A 13980-nucleotide genomic window follows, 5' to 3' on the forward strand; every position below is an offset into this window, starting at 1 on the left:
CAACTTCAGCATACAATATTTGTTCATCTGATTCTGTTCACCTAATAATGAGGCAAAACATACAACATCGTTTGTAAAGTTTCTGCCAATTTTTTCAGATAGCCTTGATAATTACCCAGCCCACTATTATCCTAGTAACAATAGCTCTTTAAAAATACACCAGATGATGTATTTATTTTAATTTTGTAGGCAATACGCGCCTTATTGAACAGATAACTTGATTGGTTGTATCCAATATTTTGACTTTAATCAAGAAAATCAATTATCCGCACACTATAACTATTGGATTGAGTTATATAATAAACTAAAACAATACTCTGATTGTTAATAGAGAATCAATTATAAAAACCACACGAAAAAGTTTCCAACTATTTCATTACTTCATTTAAACCAAGGGAGATCACAATGATCAAATATTCCAAATATTCTTCGCTAAATATTGCGCTGATACAGGCACGCGAAGCATTGATGACACATTTTCGCCCACTACTCAACGAAATCGGCCTCACCGACCAGCAATGGCGTATCCTGCGCCTTTTGGCCGAAAACGGTACGATGGATTTCCAAGACTTAGCCCGCAGTGCCTGCATCCTGCGCCCCAGCCTCACCGGCATTCTCACCCGCTTGGAAAAAATGAAACTGGTGGTGCGTCTGCGCCCAGCCAATGACCACCGCCGTGTTTACCTCAAACTCACCGAAGAAGGCGAGCGTACCTTCAACAACTTTGTCGGTAAAATCGATGCCTGCTACGACGACATCGAAACCCAGCTTTCCAAAGAAAACCTGGAACAGTTGCACGAATTGCTAAACCAAATAGCTGCTATCCATGTAGCCACTATGGCACGGATGTAAGGCCTTGCCGCATTACGTAAAGGCTACCTGAAACCTTTATCCGGTTTTTCAGGTAGCCTTTTTCTATGACTAAAGTCTTCACTTCCTACTACGTTGGCTTACTTCTTAGCTATATGTACAGCAGTTTCGCTTATAATCCTGCAGTCAAAACAAATATGCCAAAGGCTACCTGAAAGAACCCAACCATGCTCAAACAACGAATCCTCACCGCCTTGGTTTTACTACCAATGATGCTCGGTATGCTATTTATCGCCAACAGCGGGCTGTGGGCACTGTTTTCCGGCTTAATTGCTCTGCTCGCTCTGTGGGAATACAGCCAGCTGTGCAGTATGCCGGAACAAGTGCAGCAGCCCTATTTGGCCGGCACCGCGCTGTTTATGACGCTGGCATGGAGCGGCGGTTGGCAGCTGCCTGCAGCGGCGTGGGCAATCGTACTCGCCTTCTGGTTGCTCGGCATGCCTGCTTGGCTGTGTTTCAAATGGCGCTTGCAGGCCGATTGGAAAAGCATGGCCGCCGGCTGGCTGCTGATGCTGCCTTTCTGGTTTGCCCTGCTGGAACTGCGCCCCAACAGCCAATCCGCGCCCCATCTCTTGGCCGTGATGATGCTAGTGTGGATTGCCGATGTGTTTGCCTATGTATTCGGCCGGCTATGGGGCAAACACAAACTAGCACCCACCATCAGCCCCGGTAAAAGTTGGGAAGGCGTGTTTGGCGGGCTGTTGTGCGTACTGGTGTACGCCTCATTGGCGCGCGCTGCCAGCTGGTTTGGCTTCAATATATCCTGGCTCGGCATCATGCTCACTGCCACTGTACTTACCTTCGTAGGCATCGGCGGCGACCTTCTGGAGAGCTGGTTTAAACGGGCTGCCGGCGTGAAAGACAGCAGCAACTTGCTTCCTGGTCACGGGGGCGTGTTCGACCGTGTGGATTCACTGATAGCCGTGTTGAGCGTATATGCCGCCATCGGCATGTTGTTCGGCTGAACAGAAAAGGCTACCTGAAAAGTTAAAGTTTTGGCTTTGCGGAAACTCCGCTACGTTCTCACTTCGCTTTCAGGTAGCCTTCCTGAGAAACTGCCTGTTTCTATGTTAAAATCCGCCCCCCTCAATATTTCAACCCTACAAAGCGGTTTCCCCTTTTAAATGAATATATTCTACGAAAAAAGTGGCCAATTCAAAGTGGCCGCCGTGGTGCAGAAAAACAATAGCACTTATCAGGCTACCACCCAGCATGGTAAACGCACCAAAATCAAAGCCAACAACGTTTTCGTGGAATTCACCGAGCCGATGGACGCTTTCCTCGAACGCGCCCAAGCCGAAGCCGCACAAATTGATACCGACTTATTGTGGGAATTTTGCGGCGAAGACGAATTCACCGTCCAAAACATCGCCGCCGACTACTTCGGCCATACCCCAAGCCAGCACGAACTGGCCGCCACCCTGATTGCGCTCTATGCCGCACCAATGTATTTCTATAAAAAAGGCAAAGGCGTATTTAAAGCAGCACCGGAAGACACCCTGAAGCAGGCACTGGCCGCCATCGAGCGCAAAAAACAGCAAGATGCACAAATAGCCGCTTGGACGGAAGAATTGGCACAAGGCCTCCTACCTGCCGAAATTGCCGCCGATTTGCGCACCATCCTGCACAACCCAGACAAACAATCACTCACCTACAAAGCTTTCACCAAAGCCGCTGCCGAACTGAAAATTTCCGCCTATCAGCTGGCTCGGCAAACCGGCGGTGTCAACTCATTGCCGCAATACCTGCTTGATGGTTTCTGCTGCAAACACTTCCCGCAAGGCACCGCCGCACCGGAAATCGCCGTACCTGCTATCCCCGAACTGCCAGATGCCGCTGATTTGCTCACATTCTCCATTGATGATGCCGAAACCAGCGAAATCGACGATGCCTTATCGGTGCAAGATTTGCCCAACGGCGGCAAACGTGTCGGTATTCACATCGCCATACCCACACTGGCCATTGCCAACGGCAGCCCGATTGAAACCCTTATTAAACAACGGCAAAGCACCGCCTACTACCCCGGCGGCAAAATCATCATGCTGCCGGACGACTGGATTCAAACCTTCAGCCTAGATGAGGGCAAACGACCAGTATTGAGCCTATATGTAGAAGTAGACGCCAATTTTCAGGTAGTCTCCACACCGCAAACCCACCTCGAAAACTTAACTATCAAACATAACCTGCGCATTCAAGACATCGAGCCACATTTTAATGCCAATATCGGCCTTTCCGAGAACGATCCAATACAATTCCCCTGCCAAGCGCAACTGCGCTGGCTGTACCGCTTCGCCGTCGAACGCCAAAAACAGCGTGACCGTTACGAAGAAAACCGCGCTCCGCAATACGATTACGGCATTGAATTCAATCCCGACAGCAGCGTGCGCATCAACCGCCGCGAGCGCGGTTCACCCATAGATACGTTGGTGTCTGAAATGATGATTCTGGCCAACAGTACCTGGGCGCAAATGCTGGATGAAAACAGCCTGCCCGGTTTATTTCGTGTACAAACCAGCGGCAAAGTACGCATGAGTACCCAATCCGAGCCGCACATCGGCATGGGCGTGGCGCATTATGGCTGGTTCACCTCGCCGTTGCGTCGTGCCGCCGACTGCATCAACCAACTCCAACTGCTCAGCCTGATTGATCCCAACCTATCGCCGCGTTTCCAAAAAAACGATAGCAACCTGCTTGCCGCCCTGCGCGACTTCGACGCAACCTATACTGCTTATGCTGACTTCCAACGCCAAATGGAAGCTTACTGGAGCTTAATATATCTGGAACAAGAACAATGCTGCGAGCTGACCGCTGTATTGCTGAAAGAAGATCTGGTGCGTATTGATGGTTTGCCACTGGTCAACCGCGTGCACGGTATACCGATTGATATTCAGCCTAAAACCCGCATGAAACTGGCCATTACTCAGTTGGATGCCGAGCAGCAGCTATTGTCTTTGAAATATTTAAATGTATTGCCGGCTGAACCAGCTGCCTAAATGATAGGGTACTGGCTCAGTACAACAACGGCTTATTTTCACTATTCTCTGCGGACAAAGCAGGCAAATAATCGATTTATCCACAAACAGGCAATTAACCCAGCCATTATTCCACAACAATCCACAATTGAACGACAACCAAACAACAAGGTTTACTTAGCCTATCTAAATAGTTTTAATGAATTTTCTGGATAATCCACTATTTCTGTACCGCTTCAACATAAACAACAAAAATAAATTAGAAAACCAGATATAAAAAACCTACTTAGTTCAATAGTTCAATCTAACCCAATACTAAATCTTAAACTTCGTAATCTAAAAATATCATGTGAAACTCTACTCACAATAAAAGCGACATTGCTGTTATGGGGCAGAACCTGATTCTGAACATGAACGATCACGGCTTCCAAGTGAGCGCCTACAACCGCACGGCGGCCAAAACCGAGCAATTTCTTAACGGCCTGGCCAAAGGCACAAAAATTATCGGCGCTTACAATTTGGAAGAACTAATCGGTCAATTAAAGCAGCCGCGCAAGGTGATGCTGATGGTACAGGCTGGGCAGGCGGTAGATGAGTTGATTGCGCAGCTGGTGCCGCTCTTGGATAAGGGAGACATTATTATTGATGGCGGCAATGCCCATTATCCCGATACCGAACGGCGTACCGCCGAGCTGGCTGCACAAAGTATTTTATTTATTGGCACCGGTATTTCCAGCGGTGAAGAAGGTGCGCGCCATGGGCCGTCTATTATGCCCAGCGGCAATCTGGAAGCGTGGCCGGCAGTAAAGCCGATTTTGCAGGCAGTAGTCGCTAAAACGACCAGTGATGAGGTATGTTGCCACTGGGTGAGAAAAAATGGCGCCGGCCATTTTGTGAAAATGGTGCACAACGGCATCGAATACGGCGATATGCAGTTTATCTGCGAAGCTTACCAGTGTATGAAAGACGGCTGAGCCATGCCGAAATGCGAGCCGCCTTTGCCGAATGGAACAAGACCGAGCTCAACAGCTATCTGGTTTAAATCACTGCCGATATTTTGGGCACAAACGACGCAGACGGCACGCCGCTCACGTTGATTACCGAAGCGGTATTTGCCCGCTGTATTTCCGCCCTAAAAACCCAACAGATGCAAGCTGAAACAGCTTTTGGGCATAAAATTGAGCCGGTGGCCAGAAATCGGGAAAAATGGCTGACTGCTTTGCGCCAAACATTGCTGGCTTCCAAAATTATTTCTTATGCCCAAGGCTTTATGCTGATGCGTCAGGCCAGCGAGCATTACGGCTGGGATTTGGATTACGGGAATACCGCTTTGTTATGGCGCGAAGGCTGCATCATCCGCAGCGCGTTTTTAGGCAACATCCGCGACGCCTACGCCGCCAATCCGGATTTGGTGTTCCTTGGCAGCGATGCCTATTTCAAAAACCTGTTGCAGCAGGCCCTGCCGGGCTGGCGTAAAGTAGCCGCTGCTGCGATGCAGCACGGTTTGCCGATGCCCTGCACCGTATCCGCCCTCTCCTTCCTCGACAGCTACACCTGCGGCCGCTTGCCCGCCAACCTGTTGCAGGCGCAACGCGACTACTTCGGCGCCCGCACCTATGAGCGCATCGATCGGCCGGGAGGCGAGTTTTTCCACACCAACTGGACAGGCACCGGCGGCGATACGGCTTCCACCGCCTACAATGTTTGAGGCTACCTGAAAACTGTTTGTTGGTTTTCAGGTAGCCTTTAATTTTGGATTAAAATAAAAATGAGGCAAGGCGGCGAGCCGCAAAGCGTACAGGTAGTACGTCAAGGCGAACCAACGCCGTAGCATGGCGATTTTAATCCACTATATCTGCTTGCCGGTTTATGCTGCAGCCAGCAGGGCGTGGAAAGCGGCGGGCAGGTTTTGGTTGTGCGGGAAGGTGGCCCATTCGTAGCTTCCCGGGTCGGCGAGAATGGCGCGTAATAAGGCGTTATTGATAGCGTGGCCGGATTTGTGGCCTTCGAATGCGCCGATTATCGGCGCGCCGATGACATATAAATCGCCCACGGCATCAAGGATTTTGTGGCGTACGAATTCGTCGGGGTAGCGCAGGCCTTCCGGATTGAGCACGTCGTTGTCGTCAATCACCACGGCATTGCTCAAGTTGCCGCCCAAACCCAGGCCGTGTGCGCGCATCATTTCCACTTCCTGCATGAAGCCGAAGGTGCGGGCGCGGGCGATTTCTTCCACATACGATGCGCTGGCAAAATCGATTTCAAAGGTGGGGTTGCTGCGGTTGAACACGGGGTGGTTGAAATTGATGGTGAGGCTGACTTTAAAGCCGTCATACGGGGTGAAGCGCACCCATTTGCCTGGCTCCTGCACTTCCACCGGCTTCAAAATACGCAGGAAGCGTTTTTCGGCTTTTTGATCCACGATGCCCGCATCCTGCAACAGATACAAAAAAGGCAGGCTGGAGCCGTCCATAATCGGGATTTCCGGTGCATTCAATTCAATCAGCACGTTATCGATGCCGTAGGCAGCCAGTGCCGACATTAAATGCTCGATCGTGCCCACCCGCACGCCGTCTTCGGTAACGATGGTGGAGGAGAGGCGGGTGTCGTTGATCAGTTCGGGCACGAGCTTGATCGGGCGGCTCTGTTCGCCGACCAAATCGGTGCGGCGGAATACGATGCCGCTGTTTTCGGCAGCCGGATACAGGGTGAGCAAAACCCGCTCGCCGGAATGCAGGCCGACGCCAGTGGCTTGAACGGATTGGGCTAGGGTGCGCTGTTTCATAAAAACTCCGGAAAATCTGCATAAGGCAACCGCCATCATACGGGAAATATGTTTGCCTGTCTTTCCGATTAAATTCGGCTATGGTTTGTTTTCAGGTAGCCTTTTCCCTTGGAGCCACCTGAAAACGTAATGTGGCCTATTTACCAAGCTTCATCTTGTATAGTGGATTAAAATCGCCATGCTACGGCGTTGGCTCGCTTTGATGTACTACCTTGTACTGTCTGCGGCTCGCCGCCTGGTATCATTTTATTTTAATCCACTATAATTCCACCCATTCCAACCACAGGTTTTCCTTCCGATGAAGATTTTACTGGTGCGCCTTTCCAGCATGGGCGATCTTATCCACACCCTGCCGGCGGTGCAGGATTTGGCACGGCATTGCCCGCAGTTGGAGCTGCATTGGCTGGCCGAGGCCGGGTTTGCCGATATTGCGCGGCTGCATCCGTTTGTGGCCAAGGTGATTCCGATGCGCTGGCGGCAGTGGCGCAAGCGGCTGTTTGCGGCGGATACGCAGCGGCAGATGCGCGCGCTGAAGCAGGAGTTGGCTGGTGGCGGCTATGATTTCGTGCTCGACAGCCAAGGCCTGATAAAAAGTGCGTGGTTTGCCCGTCAGGCGGGCGTGCCAGTGAAGGGTTTGGACAAACACAGTGCGCGCGAGGGCTGGGCGGCGGCGTTTTATGCACAAGGTTTTCAGGTAGCCAAAGGGCGTGATGCGGTGTGGCGCAACCGCGAGCTGTTTGCCCAAGTGTTCGGTTATCGGTTTGACGGCACGGCGGATTTCGGCGTGCGTGTGCCGGAAGATGCGGCGGTGCAGGGGCTACCTGAAAACTACCGTGTGGCTTTGCACGCCACCAGCCATGAGAGCAAATTGTGGCCGGACGAATATTGGGTGGAATTGTTGAATCGGCTGCATGCAGTAGATGGTGCAGCGGTGTGGCTGCCGTGGGGCAGCGATGCGGAACGGCAGCGCGCATTGACGTTGGCGGATCAGATAGAGGCGGCGCAGGTGCCAGACGAAAAGCTCAGCCTGTTGCAGGCAGCCTATGTGTTGCGCGGTGCACGCAGTGTTATCGGCGTGGATACCGGCTTGCTGCATTTGGCTAATGCGCTGGATAAGCCGCTGATCGGCATTTATACCGACAGCGATCCAGTAAAAACCGGCGTGCAACCCTCCGCTTGGGCGGAAAATATGGGCGGTATCGGTTGCCCGCCGCAGCCGGATGAAGTGTTGAAACGGTTGCTTCTGCTGGAGCAGGCCTATGGCCAATTAACTTAACTTTTGCTACGAAGTTGGCTCGCCGCTTTGTATCGAAAGCGTGTTGATTTGCTATATCAAAATAGGCGGAAGGTTTTCGGGTAACCTCAAGCGTTTGCAGCTGGGTCTGGGTCATACTTGCATTATTTCCGCCAAATCGGCACAATCAGTCCGTTTTGCTGGATAAGTGAATCACTAAACAGATAGAAGGAAAAGGAAATTTCATGAAAGCACTGGTTGCCGTAAAGCGGGTGGTGGATTACAACGTGAAGGTGCGGGTGAAGGCCGACGGTTCGGATGTGGACATCGGCAATGTGAAAATGTCGATGAACCCGTTTGACGAAATTGCCGTGGAAGAGGCGGTGCGCCTGAAAGAAGCCGGAAAGATCAGCGAAATCGTGGTGGTATCGCTGGGCGTGAAGCAGTGCGAAGAAACGCTGCGTACTGCGCTGGCCATGGGTGGTGATCGCGCTATTCATGTGCAAACCGATGATTGTTTAGAGCCTTTGGCCGTAGCCAAGCTATTGCGAAAAATCGCCGAGCGCGAGCAGCCGCAGCTGATTTTGCTGGGTAAACAGGCGATTGATGATGATGCCAACCAAACCGCGCAAATGCTGGCTGCCTTGCTCAATGCGCCGCAGGGTACGTTTGCCAGCAAGGTGGAATTGGGTGAAAACGAAGTAACCGTGGTGCGCGAAGTGGATGGCGGTTTGGAAACCGTGGCCCTGAAGCTGCCGGCAGTGGTCAGCGCCGATTTGCGTTTGAACGAGCCGCGTTATGTGAAGCTGCCAAACATTATGCAGGCCAAGAAAAAACCACTGGAAAAGCTTACGGTGGAAGAATTGGGCGTGGACATCGCGCCCAAATTGCAGCGGCTGAAAGTGGCCGAGCCCAAACCGCGCAGCGGCGGCGTGAAGGTGCAAAGCGTGGCCGAACTGGTAGCCAAATTGAAAAACGAAGCCAAAGTAATTTGAGGATAATGCCATGACTGTATTGATTATTGCCGAACATGACAACCAACATTTGGCCGCTGCCACGCGGCATGCCGTTACTGCCGGCAGCAAGCTGGGCGAAGTGCATGTATTGGTGGCCGGTAGCGGCGCGGCAGCGGTGGCCGAGCAGGCCAAACAAGTGGCCGGGGTGGCCAAAGTATTGCTGGCCGATGCCGAACATTATGCTGGCGGGCTGGCCGAAGAACTGGCGCCTTTGGTGGTGAAACTGGCGGCGGATTACCGCTACGTTGCCGCCGCCGCCAGCACCTTCGGCAAAAACCTGCTGCCGCGTGTGGCCGCCCTGCTGGATTGCCCGCAGGTTTCCGATTTAACCGAAATCGTAGACGGCAAAACTTTTGTGCGTCCAATTCATGCTGGTAACGCCTTCGCCACCGTTTCCAGCGATGCGGAAACTTTGGTGCTTACCTTCCGAACCACTGCCTTTGCCGAAGCTGCTGCCAGCGGCGGGCAGGCTGAAGTGGTGCAGGCAGAAGCCACACCGGCTCAGGGTTTAAGCCGTTTTATCAGCCGCGAGTTGGTAAAATCTGACCGTCCAGAGCTCACGCAGGCTAGAGTGGTGGTATCCGGTGGTCGTGCCTTGGGCAGCGTGGAGCAGTTCAACGAATTGCTGCTGCCTCTGGCCGACAAACTCGGCGCCGCTATTGGTGCTTCACGCGCGGCGGTGGATGCCGACTATGTGCCCAATGATTACCAAGTGGGCCAAACCGGCAAAGTGGTGGCACCGGAGCTGTATATTGCCATCGGCATTTCCGGCGCCATCCAGCACACCGCCGGCATGCAGGACAGCAAGGTGATTGTGGCCATCAACAAAGATCCGGAAGCGGCGATTTTCAATATTGCCGACTACGGCTTGGTGGCCGACCTGTTTGAAGCCGTGCCTGAGCTGACTGCGGCATTGGGTAATTAAGCGTTTCATGTGTTTGTGTTTCACGTGAAACACAGCAGGCTACCTGAAAACAATTTGCTTTCAGGTAGCCTGTTTCTTATATAATCAGCTTATTTCCTGATACCACCATTGCTATGTCAACTTCTGATATTCCCTGCACCTACCGCACCTTGGCCGAACCCGGCCAGGCCGAGTTTAAAGACAAAGGCAGCCGCTTTATCGCCTTTACCTATCCCGTGCGTACGACAGCAGAAGTGAAAAACCATGTGGACGCACTACGGCAGGAACACCACAAGGCGCGGCATTGGTGCTATGCCTACCGTTTGGGTACGGACGGTCTGCGGTTTCGCGCCAACGACGACGGCGAGCCTTCCGGCAGCGCCGGCCGGCCGATTTTGGGCCAGATTGATTCGACTGGGCTGACCGATGTTTTGGTAGTAGTGGTGCGCTATTTCGGCGGCACGCTGCTGGGCGTGCCCGGCCTGATTCATGCCTACAAAACCGCCACCCAAATGGTATTACAGCAAACCGCGCAGGTGGAAAAAAATATTGAAAAAAGGGCAACCCTGCGCTGCGACTACCCGCATTTGAGCGAGGTTTTACGGCTGGCCAAACAACACGGCGTGGAAGTGTTGCAGCAGGATTTGCAACTGGATTGCTGTCTGCATTGCGCCGTGCCGCTGGCCAATTATGCTGCTTGTATTGATGCCTGGCAGAAAACACGTGCGGTGGAAATTTTAGAAGATACGCAAAGCAACGAAGAGGCTACCTGAAAACCCGTTTCTGAGTTTCAGGTAGCCTTTATTACAAATTACACCTTACTTTAAAAGGACACTCTAATGAAATTACTCGTTATCGGCAGCGGTGGGCGTGAACACGCGCTGGCGTGGAAGCTGGCGCAGTCACCCAAAGTGCAAACCGTATTTGTTGCGCCGGGTAATGCCGGTACGGCGCAGGAACCTAGGCTGCAAAACCTGCCTTTGAAAACACATCAGGAACTGATTGATTTTTGCCGCCATGAGCAGATTGTCTTCACTGTGGTCGGCCCCGAAGCGCCGCTGGCAGCTGGCATAGTGGACGATTTCCGCGCCGCCGGTCTGCCCGTGTTCGGCCCTACCCGCACTGCCGCTCAGCTGGAAAGTTCCAAAGATTTCGCCAAGGCCTTTATGGCACGGCACGGTATTCCCACCGCGCAATATCAAACCTTTGCCGATGCCGACGCCGCACATAATTATGTGGCTGCCAAAGGTGCGCCGATTGTGATTAAGGCAGACGGTTTGGCTGCTGGTAAAGGCGTAGTGGTGGCACAAACCGAAGAACAGGCACATCAAGCCATCGACCAAATGCTGCTCGACAATAAGATGGGCAATGCCGGCGCGCGCGTGGTGATTGAAGACTTTTTGCAGGGTGAGGAAGCCAGCTTTATCGTGATGGTGGACGGCGCAAACGTGCTGCCGATGGCCACCAGCCAAGACCATAAACGCCTGCTCGACGGCGACCTTGGCCCGAATACCGGCGGCATGGGTGCATACAGCCCCGCGCCCATCGTTACGCCCGAGGTGTATCAGCGTGCCATGGAAGAAATCATCCTGCCCACCGTGCGCGGCATGCGCGAAGAAGGTCATGAATTCACAGGGTTCCTCTATGCCGGCCTAATGATTGGTGCCGATGGTGCGCCTTATACCGTGGAATTCAACTGCCGTTTCGGCGACCCGGAAACCCAGCCGATTATGAGCCGTTTGGACAGTGATTTGGTGGATTTGATCCAAGCTGCGTTGGATCGGAAACTGGATACGGTTAAAGCCGAATGGAAAGCGCAAAGCGCCGTGGGCGTGGTGCTGGCTTCCGCAGGTTATCCCGAACGCTCCAGCAAAGGTGGCATCATCGAAGGCATCGAAGCGGCTAACCGCATCAGTAAAGTTTTTCATGCCGGTACAGCCACAGAGGCTGGTCACACCGTTACCAACGGCGGTCGTGTCTTGTGTGTGGTAGGCTTGGGCGATAATATGGCGGCCGCCAAGCAGCAGGCCTACCAAGCCGTGTCCGAGATTAATTTTCCCGGCGTGCAGTATCGCCATGATATTGCCGATAAGGCTTTGCGCTGAGATATAATCGCCCCAAGGCATTGTTTCATGCCTATTTGAAACGACTAAATATTGAAACAAAAACGTGGTTCCAACTGGAATCACGTTTTTGTTAGATAGGTGAATTAAGCTGTGCGCGGCGAGTTTCAGGCAGCCTGCCAATATCTGAAGGCTACCTGAAAGCATAGTTTATGCCCTGCCCGTACAAGATTGGCTGCAGGCATGGAGAAGATAGAGTAGTTTTGTTACAATAGCCGCTGGTTTTCTTAGCAATTTCATTGTATTCGCAAGAAAAAACAAGCAGCCGGCGGCACCGCCGTTTTTGTATAATTTACATATAAAGGGACATCATGTCTGATAAACTGATTCTGGTATTAAACTGTGGCAGCTCCTCTGTTAAAGGCGCCGTATTAGACAGCACCAACGGCGAAGTTCTGCTGAGCTGCCTGGCCGAAAAACTCCACCTGTCCGACGCGCGCATTATTTTTAAAGCAAACGGTGAAAAACGTACCGTAAGCCTCGCTGGGAAGCCCGATCACACCGGCGCTGTTGAAGCCTTGATGAGTGAATTGGAAGCACGTAAGCTTGACAAACGCATTGGCGCAGTCGGTCACCGCGTGGTACATGGTGGTGAACGCTTCAAAGAATCTTGCCTGATTAACGATGAAGTGATTAAAGGCATTGAAGAGTGCATCATGCTTGCCCCGCTACACAATCCTGCCAACCTGCTCGGTATCCGTGCTGCCATGAGTATTTTCAGTCACGTGCCGCATGCTGTTGTGTTTGATACTGCCTTCCACCAATCTATGCCCGAGTACGCCTACACCTACGCCGTGCCGCGCGAGCTTTATCGCCAATACGGCTTGCGCCGCTACGGAGCCCACGGCACCAGCTATCGCTTCGTGGCCATCGAAGCTGCCCGCTTGCTCGGCCGTAGCGAAGAAGGCCTGCGCCTCGTGATTGCCCACCTTGGTAACGGTGCTTCTATTGCTGCTTCCAATAGCGGTAAATGCTGCGATACCAGCATGGGACTCACCCCGCTTGAAGGCCTAGTGATGGGCACCCGCAGCGGTGATATCGACGCCAACGTGTTCCCCTTTCTACACAACAACGTCGGCCTGAATATTGAGCAGATCACCGACTTGCTGCATAAACAAAGCGGCCTGCTTGGCATTTCCGAGCTTTCCAACGACTGCCGCGAAATAGAAGAAGCTGCCGGCAAAGGACACGAAGGCGCCAAGCTTGCGTTGGAAGTATTTTCCTACCGTTTGGCTAAATACGTTGCCTCCATGAGTGTAGCTGCAGGCGGCCTGGACGCACTCGTTTTTACTGGTGGTATCGGCGAAAATTCCAGTACCATCCGCAGTAAAACCATCGGCTACCTGGGCTTCCTTGGCCTCACCGTAGATGAGAAAGCCAATCTTGCCGCCCGGTTCGGCGAAGGTGGTATCATTAGTCAAGCTGGCAGCACCTCGCTAGTCATGGTTATCCCCACCAATGAAGAGTTGATGATTGCCCAAGATACCGCCCATCTAGCCAGCATCGAATAAACCAAATCACTGTTGAAGCAAGGTAAAGGCTACCTGAAACCGTTTGTCTTCAGTTTCAGGTAGCCTTTACCTTGCCATATGTGTGCTACCGTCTTCTCTTGCTCGTATATGCTGCACAGCGGCGCGAGTGGTGAACGAGGCGGGCAGCTCAATTTGACCGATAGTTTTTGGATGAGGGGAGCAAGCGATGAAAAACTGTTTTCCGTATTGGTATTGGAGCTGACCTTACTGCTGGCCGGTTGTGGTGACAAGCCGGGGGCAGAGTTTGTGGGAAAGTAGCAGAGCCCAATTAAATAACTATCAATATGAAATTAAACAAAATGAAGATGCCTTTAGTTGTTAAATCACAGGGGAGTAATCCTTTAGATACTCATACACTAGAGGGCAAATTGCTGAATGACACACTGAATAGTAAATGAAATACTGAATTTGCTATTGACCAAACTACTGGAGAAATGATTCTTCGTAATACAGGCGAAAGATTTAAAAGAATTGAATAGCGTTGTATAAAATTAAGTTATTTAGCGTAAGATTGGGTTATGAATTTCAATTTAACTCAACCTAT

General features: G+C 52.1%; 10 protein-coding genes and 1 pseudogene. 10 read left to right on the top strand and 1 reads right to left on the bottom strand.

The annotated features are described in order from the left end of the window. Positions 1-405: 405 nt before the first annotated feature. The 4 genes and pseudogenes from hpaR to A7P97_RS01160 all read left to right on the top strand — a co-directional run bounded on the left by hpaR (position 406) and on the right by A7P97_RS01160 (position 5550). Positions 406-852 (top strand): homoprotocatechuate degradation operon regulator HpaR, encoded by a 447-nt coding sequence (hpaR, locus tag A7P97_RS01145; RefSeq protein ID WP_067529975.1) that lies wholly within the window; start codon positions 406-408, stop codon positions 850-852. A gap of 185 nt (positions 853-1037) precedes the next feature. Continuing rightward, positions 1038-1835: a phosphatidate cytidylyltransferase gene (locus A7P97_RS01150; RefSeq protein WP_067529976.1), complete on the top strand. Its 798-nt coding sequence runs from the start codon at positions 1038-1040 to the stop codon at positions 1833-1835. 159 nt (positions 1836-1994) lie between these two features. Further along, positions 1995-3863: a ribonuclease catalytic domain-containing protein gene (locus A7P97_RS01155; RefSeq protein ID WP_067529977.1), complete on the top strand. Its 1869-nt coding sequence runs from the start codon at positions 1995-1997 to the stop codon at positions 3861-3863. Between the two features lie 365 nt (positions 3864-4228). Beyond that, positions 4229-5550: pseudogene (locus A7P97_RS01160) on the top strand (NADP-dependent decarboxylating phosphogluconate dehydrogenase). Between the two features lie 159 nt (positions 5551-5709). Here the strand turns inward: A7P97_RS01160 and lpxC are convergent. After that, a complete protein-coding gene (gene lpxC, locus A7P97_RS01165; RefSeq protein WP_067529978.1) occupies positions 5710-6627 on the bottom strand; it encodes a UDP-3-O-acyl-N-acetylglucosamine deacetylase in 918 nt (305 codons plus the stop codon). Positions 6628-6925: 298 nt separating this feature from the next. Between lpxC and waaC the strand changes: the two genes are divergently transcribed. From waaC to A7P97_RS01195, 6 genes are all read left to right on the top strand, one after another. Then, positions 6926-7903: a lipopolysaccharide heptosyltransferase I gene (gene waaC, locus A7P97_RS01170; RefSeq protein ID WP_067529979.1), complete on the top strand. Its 978-nt coding sequence runs from the start codon at positions 6926-6928 to the stop codon at positions 7901-7903. Between the two features lie 203 nt (positions 7904-8106). Further along, positions 8107-8856: an electron transfer flavoprotein subunit beta/FixA family protein gene (locus tag A7P97_RS01175; protein WP_067529980.1), complete on the top strand. Its 750-nt coding sequence runs from the start codon at positions 8107-8109 to the stop codon at positions 8854-8856. A gap of 10 nt (positions 8857-8866) precedes the next feature. After that, entirely contained in the window at positions 8867-9802 is a 936-nt protein-coding gene (locus A7P97_RS01180; protein ID WP_067529981.1) for an electron transfer flavoprotein subunit alpha/FixB family protein, read from the top strand. Positions 9803-9915: 113 nt separating this feature from the next. After that, positions 9916-10554, top strand: a complete 639-nt coding sequence (locus A7P97_RS01185; RefSeq protein WP_067529982.1) for a YigZ family protein — start codon at positions 9916-9918, stop codon at positions 10552-10554. A gap of 66 nt (positions 10555-10620) precedes the next feature. After that, a complete protein-coding gene (purD, locus tag A7P97_RS01190) occupies positions 10621-11886 on the top strand; it encodes a phosphoribosylamine--glycine ligase (RefSeq protein ID WP_067529983.1) in 1266 nt (421 codons plus the stop codon). Positions 11887-12215: 329 nt separating this feature from the next. Beyond that, a complete protein-coding gene (locus tag A7P97_RS01195; protein ID WP_067529984.1) occupies positions 12216-13415 on the top strand; it encodes an acetate kinase in 1200 nt (399 codons plus the stop codon). Positions 13416-13980 lie beyond the last annotated feature (565 nt).

The organism is Eikenella sp. NML070372 (genome assembly GCF_001648415.1).
Taxonomy (GTDB): Bacteria; Pseudomonadota; Gammaproteobacteria; order Burkholderiales; family Neisseriaceae; genus Eikenella; species Eikenella exigua.